The 20595-nt window shown below is 67.9% G+C and carries 16 protein-coding genes and 5 pseudogenes; 8 read left to right on the top strand and 13 right to left on the bottom strand.

Features of this window, described 5'->3' with window-relative positions:
- Positions 1-9: 9 nt before the first annotated feature.
- Positions 10-486 carry a hypothetical protein gene (locus ACFY2A_RS29070; RefSeq protein WP_387176339.1) on the bottom strand — a complete coding sequence of 159 codons (477 nt, stop codon included), beginning with the start codon at positions 484-486 and terminating at the stop codon, positions 10-12.
- Between the two features lie 147 nt (positions 487-633).
- Between ACFY2A_RS29070 and ACFY2A_RS29065 the strand changes: the two genes are divergently transcribed.
- Positions 634-1422, top strand: coding sequence for a hypothetical protein (locus tag ACFY2A_RS29065; protein WP_387176337.1), 789 nt, complete (start codon positions 634-636; stop codon positions 1420-1422).
- A gap of 18 nt (positions 1423-1440) precedes the next feature.
- Positions 1441-1845, top strand: a pseudogene (locus ACFY2A_RS29060) (cytochrome P450); the annotation flags it as partial.
- Here ACFY2A_RS29060 and ACFY2A_RS29055 read toward each other — a convergent pair.
- The 6 genes and pseudogenes from ACFY2A_RS29055 to ACFY2A_RS29030 all read right to left on the bottom strand — a co-directional run bounded on the left by ACFY2A_RS29055 (position 1728) and on the right by ACFY2A_RS29030 (position 7667).
- Complete coding sequence (locus ACFY2A_RS29055) at positions 1728-2684, bottom strand: alcohol dehydrogenase catalytic domain-containing protein (protein WP_387176335.1); 957 nt, start codon at positions 2682-2684, stop codon at positions 1728-1730. The pseudogene ACFY2A_RS29060 and the gene ACFY2A_RS29055 sit on opposite strands and share 118 nt — an antisense overlap.
- A 139-nt stretch (positions 2685-2823) precedes the next feature.
- Complete coding sequence (locus ACFY2A_RS29050) at positions 2824-3405, bottom strand: hemerythrin domain-containing protein (RefSeq protein WP_387176333.1); 582 nt, start codon at positions 3403-3405, stop codon at positions 2824-2826.
- Entirely contained in the window at positions 3398-4612 is a 1215-nt protein-coding gene (locus ACFY2A_RS29045) for a hypothetical protein (protein WP_387176331.1), read from the bottom strand. The genes ACFY2A_RS29050 and ACFY2A_RS29045 overlap by 8 nt, the downstream gene beginning before the upstream one ends.
- 601 nt (positions 4613-5213) lie before the next feature.
- Positions 5214-6173, bottom strand: coding sequence for an SDR family NAD(P)-dependent oxidoreductase (locus ACFY2A_RS29040; protein WP_387176329.1), 960 nt, complete (start codon positions 6171-6173; stop codon positions 5214-5216).
- A 136-nt stretch (positions 6174-6309) separates the two neighbouring features.
- A pseudogene (locus tag ACFY2A_RS29035) lies at positions 6310-7052 on the bottom strand (GAF and ANTAR domain-containing protein).
- A gap of 165 nt (positions 7053-7217) precedes the next feature.
- Positions 7218-7667: an STAS domain-containing protein gene (locus ACFY2A_RS29030; RefSeq protein ID WP_387176327.1), complete on the bottom strand. Its 450-nt coding sequence runs from the start codon at positions 7665-7667 to the stop codon at positions 7218-7220.
- Between the two features lie 195 nt (positions 7668-7862).
- Between ACFY2A_RS29030 and ACFY2A_RS29025 the strand changes: the two are divergent.
- Positions 7863-8568, top strand: a pseudogene (locus tag ACFY2A_RS29025) (GAF and ANTAR domain-containing protein).
- A gap of 250 nt (positions 8569-8818) precedes the next feature.
- Here ACFY2A_RS29025 and ACFY2A_RS29020 read toward each other — a convergent pair.
- Both ACFY2A_RS29020 and hflX read right to left on the bottom strand, forming a co-directional pair.
- The gene (locus ACFY2A_RS29020; RefSeq protein ID WP_387176325.1) at positions 8819-9274 is read right to left on the bottom strand and encodes a DUF4383 domain-containing protein; all 456 of its coding nucleotides are present in this window, start codon (positions 9272-9274) and stop codon (positions 8819-8821) included.
- Between the two features lie 69 nt (positions 9275-9343).
- Complete coding sequence (gene hflX / locus ACFY2A_RS29015) at positions 9344-10495, bottom strand: GTPase HflX (protein WP_387176323.1); 1152 nt, start codon at positions 10493-10495, stop codon at positions 9344-9346.
- 584 nt (positions 10496-11079) lie between these two features.
- Here hflX and ACFY2A_RS29010 point away from each other — a divergent pair.
- The 3 genes and pseudogenes from ACFY2A_RS29010 to ACFY2A_RS29000 all read left to right on the top strand — a co-directional run bounded on the left by ACFY2A_RS29010 (position 11080) and on the right by ACFY2A_RS29000 (position 13060).
- Positions 11080-11792: pseudogene (locus ACFY2A_RS29010) on the top strand (GAF and ANTAR domain-containing protein).
- A 375-nt stretch (positions 11793-12167) separates the two neighbouring features.
- The gene (locus ACFY2A_RS29005; protein WP_387176321.1) at positions 12168-12338 is read left to right on the top strand and encodes a hypothetical protein; all 171 of its coding nucleotides are present in this window, start codon (positions 12168-12170) and stop codon (positions 12336-12338) included.
- 11 nt (positions 12339-12349) lie between these two features.
- Positions 12350-13060 carry an OBAP family protein gene (locus tag ACFY2A_RS29000; RefSeq protein WP_387176319.1) on the top strand — a complete coding sequence of 237 codons (711 nt, stop codon included), beginning with the start codon at positions 12350-12352 and terminating at the stop codon, positions 13058-13060.
- Positions 13061-13478: 418 nt separating this feature from the next.
- Here the strand turns inward: ACFY2A_RS29000 and ACFY2A_RS28995 are convergent, their stop codons facing one another.
- From ACFY2A_RS28995 to ACFY2A_RS28980, 4 genes are all read right to left on the bottom strand, one after another.
- A complete protein-coding gene (locus ACFY2A_RS28995; RefSeq protein WP_387176351.1) occupies positions 13479-15617 on the bottom strand; it encodes a HelD family protein in 2139 nt (712 codons plus the stop codon).
- A 99-nt stretch (positions 15618-15716) separates the two neighbouring features.
- Entirely contained in the window at positions 15717-17312 is a 1596-nt protein-coding gene (locus tag ACFY2A_RS28990; RefSeq protein ID WP_387176317.1) for a peptide chain release factor 3, read from the bottom strand.
- 78 nt (positions 17313-17390) lie between these two features.
- On the bottom strand, positions 17391-17825 hold the full coding sequence (locus tag ACFY2A_RS28985; RefSeq protein WP_387176315.1) for a MerR family transcriptional regulator: 435 nt from the start codon (positions 17823-17825) through the stop codon (positions 17391-17393).
- Positions 17826-18014: 189 nt separating this feature from the next.
- Positions 18015-19124 (bottom strand): aromatic acid exporter family protein, encoded by a 1110-nt coding sequence (locus tag ACFY2A_RS28980; RefSeq protein WP_387176313.1) that lies wholly within the window; start codon positions 19122-19124, stop codon positions 18015-18017.
- A 143-nt stretch (positions 19125-19267) separates the two neighbouring features.
- Here ACFY2A_RS28980 and ACFY2A_RS28975 point away from each other — a divergent pair.
- Both ACFY2A_RS28975 and ACFY2A_RS28970 read left to right on the top strand, forming a co-directional pair.
- Positions 19268-19871, top strand: a pseudogene (locus ACFY2A_RS28975) (VOC family protein).
- Between the two features lie 285 nt (positions 19872-20156).
- Entirely contained in the window at positions 20157-20516 is a 360-nt protein-coding gene (locus ACFY2A_RS28970; protein ID WP_387176311.1) for a hypothetical protein, read from the top strand.
- The last annotated feature ends 79 nt before the right edge of the window (positions 20517-20595 follow it).

The following is a 20595-nucleotide window of genomic DNA, read 5'->3' as shown; positions in this document are numbered from 1 at the left end:
GTCGGGACCTCAGGGAGATACGTCGTCGGCCTCGGGATCTTCGGCCGCCTTGAGTAGTCGTTCGCCGAGTGCGGTCTCGAGGCTTTCGAAGACCAAGTAGACGACAGCGGCAAGAAACGGCGCCACCGACCAAACAACAGAGTGGGCGATCCACGTCGCGGCCAGCCAGGCGCAGCCGAGACCGCCGACCACGGAGAGGATGTTCATGCTCGTGCCCACCGCTTGAACATGGGTGTGGTGTTGCGGCATCGGCCTGCGGAAACCGCAGGAGAGAAGCCCTTCGAGCAGGGTGAACGACAGCACCGCACCGATGGCGAAGAGGAAGATGTGTGCAATACCCGGCGAGCCTTCCATCGCGTTCAGCAGTCCGAAGTTGGCCGTGACCAGGATGGAGAAGCCGAAGGTCGTGCTCTCCCTGCCGACGGTGCTTCTCAGCCCGCGCTTGATGGGGCCGTCGGGGGAGCCACCAGCTTCGTTCCCGGACAAGACGCGGCCCTTCGGACGACAGAGGGCGGGACAGCGACGACGATACGTCCGCAGCACGCTCGGGCAGGTTTCGTGGCGGGTGCAGCGGGCACTGCCTGCCCATGACGGACCCGCGCCCACCATACCTGGACGACACCCCTCGGGTTGATGCTCGACGGCTACGCCTGGCTGCCGGCGCTGCTGCGGCGGGTAGGCGGATCCACCGTGCAGACCCGGGTGATGGGCCAGCGGGCGCTCGTGCTGCGCGGGCCTGATGCGGTGCAGTTCTTCTACGACGAGCGGCACGTGCGTCGACACACGGCCGTTCCGGAGCCGGTCCAGGGAACTTTGTTCGGCCACCGGGCCGTGCACACGCTCGACGGCGCGGACCACCGCCACCGCAAGGCGATGTTCCTGTCCCTGCTCACCGACCCCTGCGGCGTCGCCGCGCTGGTCGAACAGGTGGCCGCGGCCTGGGACGACGCACTCGCAATGAGCGGCGACGGGCGACAGATGGTGCTCTTCGACGAGGCGAGCCGCGTGATCACCAAGGGGGTCTGCGGCTGGGCCGGCATCGACCTGGACGACGCCGGAGTGGCACCCGTGGCCCGCGACCTGACCGCCATGGTCGACGGTTTCGCCACCCTCGGGCCGCGACACTGGCGGGCGCGGCGCGCCCGCAGGCGGCGGGAGGACTGGCTGACCGCACTGGTCGAGCAGGTCCGCGCCGGTGCCGTCACCGCGCCCGCCGGGTCCGCACTCGACGAGATCACCGGACACCGCCACCGCGACGGGCAACTCATGGACGGCAAGCTCGCCGCGGTGGAGTTGCTCAACATCATCCGTCCCACCGTCGCGGTGTCCTGGTTCGTCGCGTTCACGGCGCACGCCCTGCACCGCTGGCCCGAGCAGCGCGACCGCCTACGCGCCGGCTACGCGACCGCGTTCGCCCACTAGGTCCGCCGCTTCTACCCGTTCGCGCCGTTCGTTGGTGGCCGGGCGGTCAGCGACCTGACCTGGCAGGGCCAGCACGTTCCCGCCGGTTCACTGGTCCTGCTCGACATCCACGGCCAGAACCACGACCCGGGGCTGTGGCCGGACCCGTACCGGTTCGACCCACAGCGCTTTGTCGGGCGCTCGCCCGACCCCTACGCCCTCATCCCACAGGGCGGGGCCGACCCGACCACTGGGCACCGACGCCCGGGCGAGGATGTCACCGTGGCCCTGCTGTCGGCCTTCACCGGCTGGTTGGCGCGACTGGACTACACGGTGCCCGAGCAGGACCTCACCATCTCGCTGCGCCGCATACCCACGCTGCCCCGCAGCCGGTTCGTCATGACCGACGTGCGCGAGCGCAGCGTCTCCACAACCTCCAGGTAGCGGCCGTACCCTTCTGGACCGCCAGCCGGCGCAGCGTGATCAAGGTCGGACTGAGACCCGTCCCGGCGCACCGGATCCCGCTGGAACACATCGTCGGCACCGAGGTGGTCGGTGATCTTCTTGAGCTGGACGACGATGTCGTCGTACTCGGCGAAGTTGCAGGTCTCGGCATGGGCGAACGAGGCCGCCTTGGCCAGCCGGTAGTCGAGGTGGTCGACGACGATGACCCGACCGGCGCCCATGAGCCAGGCCGACTTCGCGGCGTACAGCCCCACCGGCCCGGCGCCGAAGACCACCACGACGTCACCTTCGACGATCTCGCCGAGCTGTGCCCCGAAGTATCCGGTGGCGAGTGCGTCGGTCAGCAGGACGGCGTCGTCGTCGTCCAGCCACTCGGGAATGATGCTCGGGCCGACGTCGGCGAAGGGTACCCGGACGTACTCGGCCTGGCCGCCGTCGTAGCCGCCGCAGGTGTGGGAGTAGCCGTAGATGCCGCCCACCGCCGTGGCGTTGGGGTTGACGTTGTGGCAGTTGCTGAACAGCCCCCGGGCGCAGTAAAAGCACGACCCGCAGAAGACGTTGAAGGGGACCATCACCCGGTCGTTCGGCTTCACGTTCCGCACCGACGGGCCCACCTCGTCGATCGCACCGATGAACTCGTGGCCGAAGGTCATCCCGACTCGGGTGTCGGGCATCATCCCGTGGTAGAGGTGCAGGTCCGACCCGCAGATCGCCGCTCGCGTCACCCGCACGATCGCATCGTTGGGATGTTCGATCGGTGGGCGGTCCTTCTCCTCCACCCGGATTCGGTACGGCCCGCGATAGACCATTGCTCGCATCGAGTCGCCTCCTAGATCAAGCTCTGGCGGGCCTCATCGGCACGATTCCCTGAACATCGAAGTGACATCCGGACACCTGGTCGACCAAGGAGCCCCGGTGACGCCGGATGTTGTTTGACTCCTGCCGAGCTCGAACCTGTCACCTTTCTGAAGGCTTCCGGATCGCGTCGCGGACCCGATCAATGACCGCCAGAACAGGCCCGGCGGCCAGGTTCCCCTTGGCCGTCTGGGCGCTGGGGTGCGGTCGGGTCGGTGCGCTGGCCTCTGCGACGCGGACGGCGGCGGCCAGGGCACGCAGCCGGTCAGCCGGGACATGTTGGCGCAGCAGGGGGAACTCGTAGCGTTCCTCGTGGCGGGCGTGGGCGAGTACGGCGTCGCGGAGCAGGATGATGCCGGTGTCGAAGCCGTCGGCGTCGACGCCGGCGGCGATCAGGGTCTGAAGAGTCTCCTTGGCCTGTCGTTCCTCGTCGAGGCGCTCGTCGACCATCGCGTCGCCGCCCCCACCGGGCAGAGAGCGGGCGAGCGGGTGAACGACCTCCTCCTCAGCGGTCTCGTGCGCGGCCAACAGTTTGACCAGGTCGTCGAAGGCGTCCCGCCGGGTGTCACCGGTGCCGCCGATGACCAGGAGGAAAAGCTGCTCGATGCGGGCGTGCTGGGCCAGCAGCAGGTCGACCACGTCCTCCTGCGGTCCGGGGGTGGCCGGGGCGTCGGTGTCAGGCATGGCTGCCTCCCTGGGCGCGCAGGCGCTGCACCGGGTGCGGTCCTTCGGTCTCGATGCGGTACTCGTCGCCGAAGCGCTCGCGGTGCATGTCGATGACCTGTTCGCTGGGTGGCTGCTGACCGTCGTGCAGCTGCTGCTGCATCCACTCGAAGCGCTCGTGCGCCTCGCTGACGTAGCCCTCGCCGAGCTTGGTCATGTCGACTGTCTCCGCCAGCAGGTGCCGCAGGTACTCCTTGTTCGGCTCGAAGGTCAGCGGCTCGGGCAGACCGGCGCTGCCGACGATTTCTTCGGGCTCGCGGCCGTCGTGCCGGCGCAGTAGGTCGGCGGCCTGCTGCAGATGGGCCAGTTCCATCTGCAGGTGCAGCTCCCAGACGGCCTTGACCTTCGGGTCGCTCTCCTGCTGCAGGAAGGAGTAGTACAACCAGCACTCGTTGTACTCGTGGGTGAGCAGCCGCTCCCACCAGTTCTCACCCGGATCCAGCAGCGACTCGTAGTGGGTGACGTGCTCCTGCTCGATCAGGCTGATCTCCTGGTAGAGCTGGCGCGCGATCGGCTCCATGTACTGCGGGCCGACGTTCATGTAATAGAACATCACCTGCTGTTCGGCAGAGAGGATCGTCAACGCGTTCAGCTTGGAGCGCGGGTCCACCGAGTTGCGGTCGTACGGGGTACGCACCTCGTCGAACGGATGTCGGTGCTCCTGTACGGTGGGCCGCCCGGGCATGACCTCGGTGAGTCCGTCCACGATCTTCTCGGCCTTACGCCGCTCCACCATCTCGTACAGGTTGGCGTAGCGGTACAGGTGATCGAAGTCCTCCAGCACCCCGAACTCGTACGCCTGCTTGAGGTACGGGTCAGGCTCGTGCCGGGCAACCCAGGCGGTGAGATCGACGGCCACCTGTTCGTAACCGAGCGTCGTCTCCAGCACACTCGCCACCCCGGGGAGCAGCCAGTTCACCACCCGCTGCTGCTGGCTCTCCACGTACCGCACGTAGGCCAACCGCCGACGGACCTCCTGATCCGGGCAGTTGCGGGCGAACTGATGCTGGAAGTTGATCGCCTCGACCTCGATGCCGTTCATCGTGATGATCCGGCACCGGGTGTATGGATCGACCGCCTCAGGATCGATCGGCTCAACGTCGAGTTCGCGCCAATTGCGGATCTGACTCTCCAAGGGGATGCCCTTGTGGTCCAGTGGATTGAACATCAAGTTCTCCAAATCGGTGGGGGTGTAGCTGCTCCTACCCGAAGTCTGGGCGAAGAACCATCCGAATCGGATCCTCTTGGCAGTGAACCACCCAAGTCAGCTGAGATCCGCTGAACCGCCGCCGATGAACCAGCTCCCACGAACGGCCAGTCCCAGACCTGTTCGCCACCGGCCGCCGGCAGCATCTGCCGAGCCGGGGACGGTGCCAACGGCCGTCGCCGTGGACCAGCAACATCCCGTGCCCAACACCGCCAGGTGGGTAGTGGGTAATGCCGAATGTTCTCGCGAAGGTGGAGGTCACCACATGCAGTCCGCTTCGGTGACGCCCGGTGACGCCTGATGCAGGCAGAAAACGGTCGGCCTCTACCCGCACCCTCTCCAGGCAGCCGGTCAACCAGGCGTGACGCCCGTCGCCGGGCCTGATCTGCTACCCAGGATCCCCCGACCACCTCGCTACGAGCGATGTGCCTTCACGCCAACGTCTCACGCAGGTCTGGCCTACCGAAGCTGGTCGGTCAGCGAGGACGGGACGGCCCTGCTCACGGACCAGCCCGAGAGCGCCGGCACCGTCCTCCGGCCGGTCACCGGGACGACGTGACGGTCAACGTGGGCTCGGCCCGCCCGGGTTCGCTTGGGCGGCCCCCAGCCACTCGCCGATCCGGCGGCGGATCCGGCTGCGGCGGTACCCGCCGTGCACCGCCCCGGTCGATGGCGGATCGAACAGCGATCCCGACCGGGGCGCAGCTGCGGCCGACTTGGTCAAGAACGCTGCACTCCATCGGGCAACTAACGACTCGGCGGCACGCGGTGCCAGTCGATGGGCAGCCAGCGCCAGGTGTGACACCACACCCGTTGTGACCTGCCTGCGTGGGCGACGGGCACACGCAAGGATCGTGGCGGCGAGACGCTCCGGTGCGGAGGCAGGCGGGATAGCGCGCAGTTGACGACCCGAATGGTTGGCGGCCCGCTCGAAGAACGGCGTGTCGACCGGCCCGGGCAACACAAGACCGACCCGTATCCGGGGATGACCGGCGACCTGCTGCCGAAGATTCAAGGCCAGCCCCCTGATGGCAAACTTGGTCATGGAGTAGAGCGGGACCAGCGGGTTTGGGAACAGTGACAGCAACGACCCGACGAGCACGAGCACCCCGCTGCCCTGAGATTGAAACCGAGCCAGCGCGGCACGGGCGCACAGCACGGTCCCGAACACGTTGGTGTCGACCAGCCGACGAATCTCATCCACCGCTTCAGAGCCCAGCGGTCCGGCAATGCCGACCGCCGCCGCTTCGACCCAGACGTCGATCTGCCCAAACCGCTGCACCGCCAGCCGGACCAACCGCTCCACCGCCTCAGGATCAGCGATGTCGGTCGGCACCACCAGCACCTGCCCACCGCGCGCAAGGCAGTCGTGTTCCACTCCCCCAAGCGCCTCTTGGCTTCGCGAGGCAAGTACCAACCTGGCCCCTTCGGCAGCGAACGCCAACGCGGTCGCCCGCCCGATTCCGCTCGACGCCCCCGTGATCACCACCACGGCGTCCCGGAAGGTTCTACGCCCGACCATCGCACCTCCCGCACCGCAGCAGTCCGACATCGACCATCTACCCACGGACGTAACGATCACTCCCAGGACGCATCACGGGCACGGGCCTGTCAAACGAGCGGCACCGTTGCGCCGCACAGTGTGCCCCTACATGTGGTCAAGGCAACCGGTCAGGCGGTGCGACTTTGGCCCAGTCACGGCCGCCGTTCACCGCCCGGTCAACCAGTGACTCGGCGACCTGCCGCAGCTTTCGGTTGGAATCCTGCGACACCCGGGCCAGGATCGCGAACGCCTCCTCGGCCGAACACCGGCGCTGCCCCATGATGATGCCCTTGGCCTGCTCGATCACCGCCCGGCTCTGCAATGCCTCCTGCATCTGCTGAGCCAGGGTGGCGGTGCTTTCGTAGAGGTGGACGTTGGCCAGCGCGATGGCGGCGTATCCGGCCAGCGTCTGGGCGAGTTCGACGTGGTCGTCGAAAACACCCGGTGCTGCGCCGTAGATGTTGAGCGCGCCTACCATCGCCTCCTGGATGGGCAGGCCGATCGACAGGGAACTGACGGCCCCCGCCTCACGGGCGCGACCCGCCCACTCCGGCCAGCGGCTCTCCGCTGTCATGTCAGGGACCGACATGACGGCACCGGTGGTCGCGGCGTCCAGGCACGGGCCGCGACCATGCTCGTACTGCCACTGGTCCAGCGTCAACGCCAGACCACCCGTGTACGCGGCGGTGTACGCCTCGACACCCTGGACCAGGGTGCCGAGGCCTCGGCGGTGCCGGGGACCGTATCCTTGGCGACCTGAGCGATGGTTGACAACACCACGTCGAGGTCGACCTCGTCGTACTTGATCCGCCCGAGTCTGATCAAGGCTACGGCGAGGTCGGGGTGGGCCTGCGGCATGAGGTGTGACGTTCTTGTACGAAGCGCCGTCGACCTAGGGGTGGAACGGCGGGTGGCGGGACGGCCCGCAGTCGCGGACCGATGCCCGATCCGTCGGATCGGGACCGGCGCCGCTTATTGACGCTCGTTCCTGACGCCCGACCGGGACGCCAGTAACGGACAACTTTACGACCCGGTACCGACCGGAATGACGCGACGTGCCGGCCCTCTGCTGGCGGGACTGGTCGACGTCCGTTCGACCACCTCGAACTCGGTGAGCGTGCCTGTCACGTCGAGGACGCGACGGACCGCCGGCGAGAGATGGCAGAGCGTCAACCGTGCGCCGCGTTCGGTCAGTTGCCGACGCGCTCGTAGCAGTGCGTCGGTGCCGTACGCGCCGAAGAAGGTGACGGCCGAAAGATCCACTGCCACGAGCGGAGCCTTCGCCGCGACGACATTCTCCACTAGCTCCGCCAGGAGATGAGCGTTACTCAGGTCGATCTCACCGGCCACGGCAACCTGGGTGATGTCTCTGCTGACCTCGCAGCTCAGCCACATGATCGGCTCGTCCGGCCGGGACGTTCCGGCGGCGGTCAGGACGTGGTGACAGCCGACACTGGGCAATTCCTGTGACATGACGCTCCCACCTTGCGGTTCGACGACGCTCCCCGGCCGTCATCACCGGGAGCGCGGGAGGGCACGTGTCTTGACCCGGACCCAAGATACGCCCATCGGGTGGGTATCGCACATCAGGTCGCTGTCCAGCCCGCCAACCCTGGGTACGTTGGTGCAGCGACACATTTCGCCGACCCCACCCGACAGGACCCACGCATGGACGCCCCACGGACGGAGCCCGGCGCAGCCCTCGCCGAACTGGGCCGGATCCGGCTCGACGAGGTCGAGCTCAGCGATGTGGTCACACGCGTGGCCGAGCTGGCCAACCGAACTGTCCCAGGCAGCAGGCATGTCTCGGTCGCACTGATCCAGTCCGGCGCGAACCGGGCCATCGCCTACACCAGCGACCTGGCCCGTCAACTCGACGAATGGCAGTACCCGCGTGACGACGGCCCATGCCTCGACGCCGCGGTAAGCGCCGTCAGCGTGTCCCTTCCCGACCTGTCCGACGAACAGCGGTGGGGCCGGAGTGGGCGGCGCGGGCACGGACGGCGGGAATCGGCAGCTCGCTGTCGATCGGGCTGCCCATCCAGGAGGCGGTCACCGGGGCGCTCAATCTGTACGCCACCTCGACGCATGCCTTCGACACTCGGCAATCGAGTTGGCGGAGCAGTTCGCCGCCTATGCCGCCGTCGCGCTGGCCAACGCGCACCTCTACGACAGCACCGCCGTACTGGCCCGGCAGATGCAGGAGGCGATGCGCAGCCGGGCCGTGATAGAGCAGGCCAAGGGCATCATCATGGGTGAGCGGCGGTGCTCGGCCGACGAGGCGTTCACGCTGTTGGCGAAGATCTCCCAAGACACCAATCGCAAGCTGCGCGAGGTGGCAGAGGCCTTGGTCGCCAACGCCGCCAAGCCATAGGTGACGGCAGTGGGCAGGTTGGGCAGGACCCGGTCCGGATGGATCTTGGCCCGGGAGCTATCCACACACCGCCGAATTCGCACAGCCACCGTCGGCCCAGTGGGACCGGCGCCACGCGCACGACGACGTGGTCGCGGCGTGGCGCCGGCATCAGATGGCATCGTCTCGGCTACAGATTCGAGCCGACCGACTTCTCCAGCTGCCGACCGATGGGCGGGCTCCGATGATGCGGGATGGGCGTGTCCGAGAATCAGCGACGTTCGGCGCGGCCACGGCTCAGCGCGAGCCCGAGGGCGATCATGCCGAGGCCGAGGAACAGGTGCAGCCAGTTGTCGGCGTTGTTGAGCGGTACGAAGTTGGCTCCGCTCTGGTGGTCGATGACCAGTCCGTAGAGCCAGAGCACGAGGTAGACGGCACCGCCGGCGACGAGATAAGTACGGGCACCGGCAACGGTGCGGGCCAGCGCGAGTCCGGCGACGCCGAAGCCGAGGTGGACGAGGTTGTGCAGGATCGAGACCTGGAACAGTCCGAGCAGTTTGGCCTCGGACTCGTGCCCGGCGAACTGCATGGTGTCGTAGTTGCTGGTGATGCCAGGGATGAACCCGAGGACGCCGACCAGCACGAAGACCACACCGACGACCTGGGCGGCGGTACGGACGGGGTGTTTGGCTGCGGTCGTGCTGCCCGAGCGGGACCGGTTGACCATCGTTACCTCCATCGAAGACGGTGCCTCTGATATCCCCCACCAGGCCGATGCGAAACCGGACGCCTCGGGTCAGTGGTGACCCAGCCGCCGTGCGAGCTCAACGCGAAGGTGGTCGATGCCGGCACCGGTGCGCGCCGAGACCGGGACGGCGTCGGGATGAACCCGGCAGAGCGCGTCGACCGACCCCGGCGGCGCTACGTCAACTTTGTTGAGAACCAGGAGCTCGGGTACGTCGCTCGCGCCGATCTCGTGCAACACGCCGTGCACGGTGGTGATCTGGTCCAGCGCGTCGGGGGCGGAGGCGTCGACCACGTGCAGGGCGAGGTCGCTGCGGGTGACCTCCTCCAGCGTCGAGCGGAACGCGTCGACGAGCTGGTGCGGCAGGTGCCGTACGAAGCCGACCGTGTCGGTGACGGTGTAGGTCAGCTCACCGGTGCTGATCCTGCGGACGGTCGGGTCCAGGGTGGCGAACAGTACGTCCTGCACTTGTGCGTCGGCACCGGTCAGCCGGTTGAGCAGCGCCGACTTGCCGGCATTGGTGTAGCCGGTGATCGACACCGAAGGCACCTGGTTGCGGGCCCGCCGGTTGCGGGTGCGCTCACGGCGCCGGGCGAGTTCGGAGGCGTTGCGGCGCAAGCGTGTCGCTCGCTGCCGCAGCGTGCGGCGTTGGGTCTCCAACCGCATCTCACCAGGACCCCGCACGCCCATGCCGGCGCCGCCGGCCGTCCGGCCACCGCCGACCCGCGACATCGCCCGGCCACCGCCGCGTAGGCGGGGCAACTGGTAGGCGATCTGCGCCAGCTCCACCTGGTCCCGGCCCTCGCTGGTGCGGGCGTGTTCGGCGAAGATGTCAAGGATCAACGCGGTGCGGTCGACCACCCGCACCCCGATCCGCTTCTCCAGGTTACGGACCTGGCCGGGGGTGAGTTCGCCGTCGGCGATCACCAGGTCGGCGTGGGCCCGTTCGGCAAGCGCCGCCAGTTCGTCGACCTTGCCGGAGCCGACGTAGGTGGCCGGGTCAGGGTGGGGTCGGCTCTGCACCATCTCGTCAGCGACGGTCAGACCGTCGGTGGCAGCGAGCCGGCGTAGCTCGGTCAGCGAGGTCGGCGAGCCCGGTCCGCTGTCGGCCGCGCCGTCGCCGTCGCGTACCGCCACCAGCACCGCCGTCGGCGGCTTGTCCTGAGCGCCGGCGTCCGGGCCCAGCAACCACGATCCCGCCATGTCCCACCTCAACCTTGTCTCGGGCGCATGTCCACCTACCCCCGCCCCGGCCGACCATGCCAACGCTCTACTCGATCCTGCCGGCGGCGACCCACGACGGCGGTCAGGTGTGCGCCCAGCTCCCGGGGGGTACGCAGGTAGTCGGGTCAAGAAGTGCGCCCGCCCAAACGTCGGTGCCGCGGCGTCCGGCAGAGGGGATCAGCCTTCGTCCGCAGGAGCCCTGGGCCTGCCTCCGCCAACGACGGTGCTCCCGACCCGGGCGACAGGCCGCAGGCCCGGGCGGTCCATGACTGGTCTGATCGTGCGCCAGCAGTCGGCAGAGTGCCGCGAGCGCGGACGTTGTACTCCGCGCGGAGTGGTGGAGACGCGCCGGCGCGAAGGGAGCGGAGTATAGTCAGGGGCCTGTAGCCACCACCCGCCGTGTCCGGGTGTGGCGAATCGGCGTCGACCATCCGGCGTTGGTCCCGGCTCTGCCACCGGTGGGTCCGTGCAGCAGCCCGCGACGTGTGGGCTGCCATCCGCGCGCGCCCTCGTTCCTCCCTCATGATGGCGTGCCGGCGTGCCGATCGTGAGGACCTGGCACCATGACTCACCAACTGACGGACCCCGCCGACGCCTTCGCCGAACTAGGCCGCATCAAGCTCGGCGAGACCGGCCTCGACGACGTCCTGCAACGCGTCGCCGAACTGGCCAAACGTGCCCTGAACGCCCCGGTGGAAGTCTCGGTGACGCTCGTGCGCGCGGCACGGGACACACCGCGGCGTTCACCGACGACCTGGCCCGAGATATGGACGAGCGGCAGTACGCGCAAGGCCGCGGCCCCTGCCTTGAGGCCTCGGCCAGTGGCGACGTCATCCCCGTACCCGACCTCGCCGCCGACGACCGGTGGCCGGATTGGGCCCGACAAGGGAAACAGGCCGGCTTGGGCCGCTCCGTGTCGATCGGTCTGCCCATCCAGGAGGCGGTCGTCGGCGCACTCAACGTCTACGCCAGCACCCCGCACGCCGTCGACGACGACATGATCGGCGTGCTGCAGACCTTCGCCGCGTACGCCGCCGTCGCCCTGGCCAACGCGCACCTCTACGACAGCACCGCCACCCTCGCCCGGCAGATGCAGGAGGCGATGGCCAGTCGCGCGGTCATCGAGCAGGCCAAGGGCATCCTCATGGCCGAGCATCGCTGCACCGCCACCGAGGCTTTCGACATCCTCGCCAAGGTGTCGCAGGACTCCAACCGCAAGGTCCGCGACGTGGCCCAAGCCCTCGTCGACCGGGCCGCCCGGACGCCCAAAACCTGAGCACGGCGCGGACCGCCGACCGGTGGGATACCCCGGCGGGGCACAACTCCCATCGCACGGTCCGAGACGTGGCCCAAGCCCGCGTCGATCAAGCTACCAGGAGCATCGGCGTCCTGATCGGGCCAGCCGCATGCACCCGCGCGATCTGTCCGGACGCCGACGTCGTCAGGCGGCTGTCGCGTCGTTGCGCCCGGTGCGCGCCGGCCACCGTTCTGGGAACCGGTATCCAGACCTGTCTGTCGCGTCCACGGTGGGCAGGCGTCGACGACGGAGTCTCGGAAACGTCGGTGCGGTGGCGGTGGGTTGGCGCGATTGGGATTCGTGCGGCGGACCTCGGGCATAGCGTTGAGGAAGCTCCGCCGAAGGGACAGCGCCATGACCGAACCGGACGAGAGCCGGGAGAAGACCCCGAAGACCGACCGGGTCCTGTTCTCCCCGGACGGCGATCCGCACCACACCGTAGCCCAGGCTCCACAGCCTGATGAGCACCTGGAACCGACCGCCATCCGGGACGGCCGTACCGAGGCCGCCGCCGACGAGCAGTAGAGGAGGCGCAGATGAATCGGCGTGCGAGCCCGCTACAGCCACCGGGGCAGTCGACCAGCCTGTGGCACCAGGGCCTGTCTCTCGGTTCCAAGGCGTTGCAGGACAACGCCCCACTCAAGGGCTTCGACGCGTACGTGGTCGGGTTTCACCCGGCCAAGGACGACCCGTCGATGCAGATGGAGGCGCACCACTACTGCCGGCAGGTCAACGACGACTTCCTGCAGTGCGTGCTGTTCGACGGCAACACCTCGGAGGCGAACCTGATCGGTATCGAGTACATCCTCTCGGAGCGGCTGTACGAGACGCTGCCCGAGGACGAGCGACGCTACTGGCACCCGCACAACTACGAGGTGCTCGGCGGTTCGCTGATCGCTCCCGGGCTGCCCGAGGCGGCGGAGCGGGCGCTGATGGCGATGCTGATGAACAGCTACGGCAAGACGTGGCACACCTGGCACACCGGGCGCCTGGACGCTGGCCCGGGAGACCCTCTGCCGCTGGGCGAGCCCATGCTGATGTGGTCGTTCAACCGGGACGGGCAGTGTGACCCGGCGCTGGAGGAGCACCGCAACCAGGCCATGGGCGTCGACCGCGCCGAGAAGCGGCGTGACCGCTCAGCCCTGCTGAAGCGCGCACATCCGCAGGACGGAGTGGCGCTGCTCGACGACGCCTTTCCGGCCGGCGAGGCGGTCCCGGGAGTGGTCGACCGGTTGACTGGTCGGTAACCGACGGCGACCGATGGAAGCCGACGTCAACCGCGAACGGCAGAACAAACGGCACCCATAGGAAGAGCTACCGCTGCTCGCCGCGCACGTCGGCGAGCTGCGGAGGTGTCGCGGTCGGTGCTCAGCTGGGTCGACGCCGTGGCGTGGGCAGGGCGGCACGGCCGGCTGGAGACGGATGGTTGGAGGTGACGATCATGTGCCCGTGCATCTGATTGCGGCACGGCTGATCTGATGGCGTGGTGGGGGCGAGATGTCCGATCGGGAAGGGCTGAGGTGGCGTGGGCAGCCGAAGCCGACCCTCGTAACGGCGAGCCGGGGTGTGACCACCGACGTCACCACACTCAATGTGGGAGGCTTCGTCTCACCCCGTCCGGGCCGCCGCCCGTAATACGGCAGGGCGGCGCTACTCGCCGTCGGATCAGCCCACATCGGCGCCGGCGGCAGAAGTGCTTGTGTATAAGGTTTCGGTGGGATCGCTCTCGGGTTCGACGGCGAATGTCAGGAAGCGTGTGACGGGCCCGTGGTGGGTGAGGTGCAGCTCGTGCATGGCTCTGGTGCAGGCGATGTAGAGCATGCATCTGTCCATCTCGTTGGCGTAGTTCGTGTCGGTGACGTGCGGGACGATCACGGTGTCGAATTCCAGGCCTTTGGAGATGTGTGCTGTGGTGATGATGATGCCGCCGGCGAATTCGGTGCTGTCGTAGTCGAGGAACGTCAGCTCGACGCCGGCTTCGGACAGGACGCGGTGGAGCGCTTGCGCTTGGGCGGTGGTCTTGCAGATGATGCCGAGTGAGCGGTGTTCGCTGTGTTGGTGCTGCTCGATGAGGGCCAGGATCTGCGCCTGCTGGTCGTGCTGGTCGGCGCAGGCCACGAGCTGGGGTGGTTGGCCGTGGCGCTCGATCGGGATGGTCTTGTCGTTCCTTGAGATGCGTTGGGCGAATTCCGTGATCTCTGTGGTGGATCGGTAGCTCTTGCGTAGCTCCAGACGGTCGGCTGCCGGGAAGATGCTGTGGATCGTCGAGGGTGTGGAGGAGCTGAACGGGTTGACCGACTGGTTGGAGTCGCCCAGGATCGTCATCCGGCAGGGGAACACCTCGCGTACCACGGCGTACTGGATGGGCGTGTAGTCCTGCATCTCGTCGATGAGCAGGTGCCGGATGTGGCCGTAGCTTTCCTGGCGAGCCGTTCTGATCATGGTGTAGATCAGCGGGAACACGTCGGCGTACTCGATCTTCTTCCGACCGAGCGGCTTGAACAGGCCGCGGCGGGCGGGGTCGGAGTAGAAGGCCTTGTACATGGCGAGCGCGTCCTTGTAGGGGAACATGGACAGGATCTGCTTGCGGACACTGGAGGTGTCGCCGGCTGTCCACTTGCCACCGCTGTCCAGTACCTGCTGCTTGAGTAGGTGGACAGCGGTGTTGGCCAGGAGGTCGAGTCGGGTGAAGATCGGCAGGGTCGGCGATTCGTTGAAGGTGGCCGCGACCCACCTTGCGGCGAGTCGTCGGTTCTTGTGCATGACCTCGACCGGTACGAAGTCTTCGTCCGGTCGCGCGGTGATCCATGCGTCCAGAGTGGTGACGAATTCTGGCGTGGCCTTGTAGCGCATGCGCTCGGCCGCCGCTTCGTCGACGTGGTCGAGCAGTTTCGCCACCTGCTCGCTGAAGGTCTCGAATTCCGTGATTTTGGCCAGGAACCTCGCGGCGATCGTGTTGAAGTCGATTTCCGCGATCTGCTCCTCGCCCAACTCGGGCAGCACGTTGGCGATGTAGTCGCCGAAGACCTTGTTCGGCGAGAGGATCATCACGTTGTCAGACGACAGGGTGTCCTTGAACCGGTAGAGCAGAAACGCCACCCGGTGCAGGGCGATCGAGGTCTTGCCAGAGCCCGCCACACCTTGCAGGATCAGCACCTGCGCCGTCTCGTTGCGAATCACCGCGTTCTGTTCCCGCTGGATCGTCGCCACGATGTTCTTCATCTTGTCATCGGCCGACTGGCTCAGCTCCCGCTGCAGCACGTCGTCGCCGATGTTGAGCGCGCTTTCGAACATGTACTCCAGGCGACCGTCCTGGATCTTGTACTGGCGCTTCGCGGTGATCTCCCCGTCGGTCACGCCCTGGGGAGTCTCGAAGGATGCCTTCCCCGACTCGAAGTCGTAGTAGAGGCTGGAGACAGGAGCACGCCAGTCGTGTACCACGATCTCCCGTGTCTTGGGATCGGAGAAGCTGTGAACGCCGATGTAGTGGGCCCGGGCGTCCGCCTCGCCGATCGCACGGAAGTCGACCCGGCCGAAGTAGGGCGAATTCAGCAGCCGCTGGATCCGCTTCTTCACCATCACCGCGTGCTCGGCCAGAGCGACTGACGTGTTGACCTCAACGCGGACGTTGGCCTTCTCGACACCGTCCATGTCACGCCAGTGCGCCCACATGTGCTCCTTGTGCCCCTGGATGGCACTGGCCGAGTTGTCGATGGTATCGATGACCCGTTCCAGTTCCGTTGCCAGCAGACGCACCGTTTCGGCCAGATGCTGACGCTCTGCTTCTTCGTCTCGTGTCTGCACGTCGGTCAAGGCGCTCTCCGGTTCAAGTTCCTGGCGGTAAACCACTCTAACGTAAGAGTTAAGTGTCGCCGACGGGCGAGGAGTGGGCGGGATGAGGGACTATTCGGCGGCGGGTAGGGAGTCCAGGGTGAGGCCAGGGCGGCCGTCGCCGATGGACCGCATGCGCCAGCCGCTGGTGAACAGGGCGAGCAGGGCACCGTCGCGGACCCGGGTGAGCACCTCGGCGTCGGGAACGGCGCGTAGTCGTTCCTCGCTGGCGGGGTCGGTGCGGCGGGCCACCTGGTACGGGAGGTGTTCCAGTCGGGTGGTGACACCGAACTCGGCGTCGAGGCGGGCGACGGCGACCTCGAACTGCATCGGTCCGACGGCGGCGAGGACGGGGGCCTGATCGCCGCGGCGGTCGGAGCGTAGGACCTGGACGACGCCTTCGGCGTCGAGCTGCTCGACGCCGCGACGGAAGCGTTTGAAGGTGGAGGCGTCGGCGGCGCGCAGCACGGCGAAGTGCTCGGGGACGAAGGACGGCAGCGGCGGGAACATCACGGCCGGGCCGTCGTGCAGGGTGTCACCGATGCCGAGGGCGGTGGCGTTGACCAGGCCGATCACGTCGCCCGGGTACGCCTCGTCGATGGTCTCCCGGTTGGCGCCGAACATCTGCTGGGCGTACTTGGTGGCGAAGGGGCGACCGGTGGCGGCGTGGGTGACGGTCATGCCACGGGTGAACCGCCCGGAGCAGACCCGGATGAAGGCCAACTGGTCGCGGTGGGCCTTGTTCATGTTGGCTTGGATCTTGAAGACGAAGCCGGCGAAAGGCGCGTCGACAGGTCGCGGGGTGCCGGCCGCGTCGGGGCGGGGGCCGGGTGTGGGGGCGTGGGTGGCGAGGACGTCGAGCAGTTGCCGTACGCCGAAGTTGGCGACCGCGGCGCCGAACAGGACCGGGGTGCTGGTGGCGGCGGCGAAGGCCGCCTGGTCGTGGTCGGCCCCGGTGAGGGAGAGCAGTTCGAGTTCCTCCATCGCGCGGTGCCAGTCCGGCCCGTACTTGCGGGCCGCTTGCTCCGGGCTGAGCTGTTCCTCGATGGCCGCGGTGGCACCGCCGGGGGTACGGCGGAAGGCGGTCATCTGACCGGTGCGGCGGTCAACGACGCCGTGGAACTGTCCGGCGATACCGACCGGCCAGGTGACCGGAGTCGGCCGCAGCTTGATCCGTTGCTCGATCTCGTCGAGCAGAGCGAGGGCTTCGCGGCCGGGGCGGTCCCATTTGTTGATGAACGTGATGACGGGGATCCGGCGGGCGCGGCAGACCTCGAACAGTTTCAGGGTCTGCGGTTCGAGGCCTTTGGCGGCGTCGAGGAGCATGACGGCGCAGTCCACGGCGGTGAGGACGCGGTAGGTGTCCTCGGAGAAGTCGGCGTGGCCGGGGGTGTCGAGCAGGTTGACGACCAGGTCGCGGTAGGCGAACTGGAGGACGGCGGAGGTGATCGAGATGCCGCGCTGCTGCTCCATCGCCATCCAGTCGGAGACCACGCCCTTACGGCCGGCCTTGCCGTGCACCGCGCCGGCCTCCCCGATCACCTGGGCATGCAGCGCGAGCGCCTCGGTGATCGTGGACTTGCCGGCATCAGGGTGCGAGATCACCGCGAACGTGCGCCGTCGCGCCGCCTCGGCGGCGACGTCGGTGATGGTTGCCGCCGACGGCACTTTCCCACCTCCTTCCACTTGATCCCAGCCCGAACAATACCCTCACGTTAGAGTCGTCTGCTCAGGGTGGGTGGAAGGTCAGGTGCTGATGGTGGGGCGGGAGACGGTGGGCGATTGCAGCGTGTCCATGTGGCCGGTCAGGGTGGCGGCGAACTCCTCGGCCGTGGCGAGCTGTGACCGTAGCGCGGCGCAGCGCTCGTGGACGGCCTCGCGGTAACCCGCGAGGGTGTCGAGCAGTCGCTCGCGTTCGGCCTTGGGCAGGCGTGCGCCCGCAGAGAGTCGGTCGATGATGGCCAGCAGGTCGCGCATCTGTTCCAGCGTGAACTCCAGCGGCTTCATCCGCTTGACCACCTGGAGCCGGTCCACGTCGGCGTCGGTGTAGAGGCGGAAGCCGCCCTGGCTGCGGGCGGAGGGGACGATCAGGCCCACCTCCTCGTAGTAGCGGATCGTGCGCAGGCTCAGCCCGGTCCGCTCGGCCACCTCGCCGATCTGCATCAGTGCGCCGTCACCCATCGCTTCCGTCCCGCCTCCCGATCGCGCTCGCAACCCGGTGGGCGCCCACCGGTCAACTGCCGTTCAGGCTAGCCGGCACCACCGTGAGCGACAGCAGCCTGCCGACCACACCGTCCTGGCCCGAGCGGGAGGACCGCCAGCCTGAACCACAACTCTACCCTCACGGAAGGGTCAGCACGGGCTGCGGTGTCAACCGTCGTGCAGAAGTCCGCCGGCCCGGCGTACCTCGCGGTCGGCCTCGTCGTGGGTCAGGCCGGTGGTGCCGAGCAGGTCCGTGGCGATCGCCCGGATCTGGGCGACCACGACGTTGCCGGAGAAGCCCACGCCCTGCCGGTAGGCGGCACTCGCCTCGCGTACCGCCCGGCACAGCAGATCGACCGCTTCCTGGGGGGCCCGCCCACGACGCAGGTCACGGCGGATGACCTTGGCCGCCTCCGCCAGGGCCGCCACCGACTCCGCCAGTTGCGGCGGGCTGGGTTCCCCGTCGCGCAACAACGTCACCGTTCTCCGGGCAAGCACCCGGGCGTTACGGATGGAGCGTTCGATGTACTCGGCGGCGTCGAGGTACTGGCGCAGGGCGTTGCGCGCGTGCCAGCGCAGCGGAGCCATCGTCGCCGCCTCCTGCCCCTCGGGCAGGATCTCATGGAACGCGCCGAGCTTGTCCTCACCCTCACTGAGCAGGACCAGGGCGTCGTGGGCCGGGCCGTCGTCCTGCTCCCGCAGGCCGCGCGCGGCACCGCACAGACCGTCGAGCGCGGGCTTGGCGACCCGGGACACCACGGTCAGCGGGTTGACCGGCAGCAACACCGCCATCACCACCAGGGCGACGACGCCACCGATCAACGCGTCGACGACCCGAGAGAAATAGATGCCCTCGGTGGGCGGGGTGAGGGTGGCGATCAGCACCGCCGAGGCCGCCGACTGACCGACCACGGCCGCAGTGCCGCCCGCGGCCACGGCCGCGCCCATCGCCAGCGCCACCGCCACACCGATCTGCCAACCGCCGGTGCCGATGAACCAGATGAGTCCATCGCCGACGGCGATACCCAACGCCACACCGAACACCAGCTCGACGGCGCGTCGGTAGCGCTGCCCGGTCGAGATTCCCAGCGTGATCACCGCGGAGATCGGGGCGAAGACCGGCTCGGGGTTTCCGATGACGCGGCTGGCCACCGCCCAGGACACGGCGGCGGCCACTGACGTCTGCACCACGACGACCGCCAGGGCACGTAACCGCTGCCACCGTTCCCGTGCGGCGTCGGCCGCCCGGGCTCGCAGCCGCGCCGCAGTTCCGCTCACCCGGGCTGCTCCACCGTGGGCCCCGTCACGGCCTCACGCTACGCGGCGGGAGCACCAGATCGGCACCGGATCGCTACGGTTCGCCCGATCGGACCTCCTTCACCTCGTCTCTTACGTGAGGATAGGGTTGCGGTGTGATCGACATGTGGATGACGCCTGACCGGGCCCGCCTGCGGGTACGCGGCTGCCTGCTCGCTGCGGCCTGCGGCTACGCGTTGGGCATGCCGTTCGCGGGGCAGGAGCGGCCGGACGGTGACGATGTCGACGAGGTTGCCCGCGCCGGCGATCCCCTACCGATCGGCCAACCCGTCACCGTGATGCTGGAACATGCCCGACACCTGACTGTGGGGCCGGCTCGGTTTGGTGGACGCAGCGACGTCGTCCTGGCGGTGGTCTTGGATTGTGCCGACCTGGATCGCTCGGGGACCTTCTGGTGCGGGGCGCTCGGATACGTGGCTGAACCGCTCTCGCCAGGGCACTACCGGCGGCTGCTACCCGCCGACGGGAACGGCGTTGAGCTGCTGTTGCAGCGAGTGCCCGAACCAAAGGGCGCACAAGAACAGGATGCACCTGGATCTGCGCGTACCCGACCTTGAGGCGGAGGTGGCCAGACTGGTGTCTCTGGGGGCGCGGTGCATCACGGACAGTTCCATCGAAGAAGACGGCTGGGCCTGGCACGTCCTCGCCGACCACGACGGCAACGAATTCTGTGTCCTACGACCACCCACGACACCTACCAACCACTGACCCGCTCCACCGGCTGAGTTCCACCGCAAGCACCGCCCCCACCCCAATCTGGGCCGTGTGCCGGACACCGTTGCAAGCCCCTCCGCTTACTTCCACGCGGCATGAGCGGATGGTGGGATCCTCGGTTGCCATACCCGTGGCGGCGGCCGGCAAGATGTTGTGGTGGACACGGCAGGACAGTCCGACGACACCTATGAGGCTGTTGGACCACGGGAGTACCTATATCGACTCCTGGCGGAGTACGGCCTCCGTGAAGATGAACTCGGGGATCGAATCAGGGTACGCATGCCTGCGCGGGGTACGTCAGGGCTGATCTCTCCGCAGGAGTATCTGGTGCACGAGTCGGTGCTGCGCTCGCACGGCAACTTCCCCTGCGCCGGTGACACCGAGGTCCTGACCTTCTGCGAAGAGATCGCTGACGCGATGGCCCGCCGCTACGACATCTCCCACAGCGAGGCTGTGGCACGCGTCAACCGCCAATGGTCACAAGCTGGTCCCGCGGGCCGCGTCCCACGTGTCTGGATCATCGGCCTCGACATCGTCTACCACGAGGATGCGGACTACTGGGCCGCGTCCATCTACTACGGCCCCGACTCGCGCTGGTGGCATCCAGGCGCTGACCTCCAGCCGCTGCCGCCGCCCTGATCAGTACGGGCTTCTACGTGCCAGAACGCTGCATCGACGGGTGGCAGCACCTGCTACTCGGCCACTACGACAGAGAAGA

Source organism: Micromonospora sp. NPDC000442, from assembly GCF_042898635.1.
GTDB lineage: Bacteria > Actinomycetota > Actinomycetes > Mycobacteriales > Micromonosporaceae > Micromonospora.
Note: the sequence above shows the minus strand (reverse complement) of the source record. Positions and strands in the feature narration are given on the sequence as shown.

Excerpts from the sequence above, each read along its gene's own strand:
- ACFY2A_RS29065 (WP_387176337.1), top strand. The coding sequence starts at position 634 with ATGCTCGACGGCTACGCCTGGCTGCCGGCGCTGCTGCGGCGGGTAGGC.
- ACFY2A_RS29055 (WP_387176335.1), bottom strand. The coding sequence starts at position 2,684 with ATGCGAGCAATGGTCTATCGCGGGCCGTACCGAATCCGGGTGGAGGAG.
- ACFY2A_RS29050 (WP_387176333.1), bottom strand. The coding sequence starts at position 3,405 with ATGCCTGACACCGACGCCCCGGCCACCCCCGGACCGCAGGAGGACGTG.
- ACFY2A_RS29045 (WP_387176331.1), bottom strand. The coding sequence starts at position 4,612 with ATGTTCAATCCACTGGACCACAAGGGCATCCCCTTGGAGAGTCAGATC.
- ACFY2A_RS29040 (WP_387176329.1), bottom strand. The coding sequence starts at position 6,173 with ATGGTCGGGCGTAGAACCTTCCGGGACGCCGTGGTGGTGATCACGGGG.
- ACFY2A_RS29030 (WP_387176327.1), bottom strand. The coding sequence starts at position 7,667 with ATGTCACAGGAATTGCCCAGTGTCGGCTGTCACCACGTCCTGACCGCC.
- ACFY2A_RS29020 (WP_387176325.1), bottom strand. The coding sequence starts at position 9,274 with ATGGTCAACCGGTCCCGCTCGGGCAGCACGACCGCAGCCAAACACCCC.
- hflX (WP_387176323.1), bottom strand. The coding sequence starts at position 10,495 with ATGGCGGGATCGTGGTTGCTGGGCCCGGACGCCGGCGCTCAGGACAAG.
- ACFY2A_RS29005 (WP_387176321.1), top strand. The coding sequence starts at position 12,168 with ATGACCGAACCGGACGAGAGCCGGGAGAAGACCCCGAAGACCGACCGG.
- ACFY2A_RS29000 (WP_387176319.1), top strand. The coding sequence starts at position 12,350 with ATGAATCGGCGTGCGAGCCCGCTACAGCCACCGGGGCAGTCGACCAGC.
- ACFY2A_RS28985 (WP_387176315.1), bottom strand. The coding sequence starts at position 17,825 with ATGGGTGACGGCGCACTGATGCAGATCGGCGAGGTGGCCGAGCGGACC.
- ACFY2A_RS28970 (WP_387176311.1), top strand. The coding sequence starts at position 20,157 with ATGCCTGCGCGGGGTACGTCAGGGCTGATCTCTCCGCAGGAGTATCTG.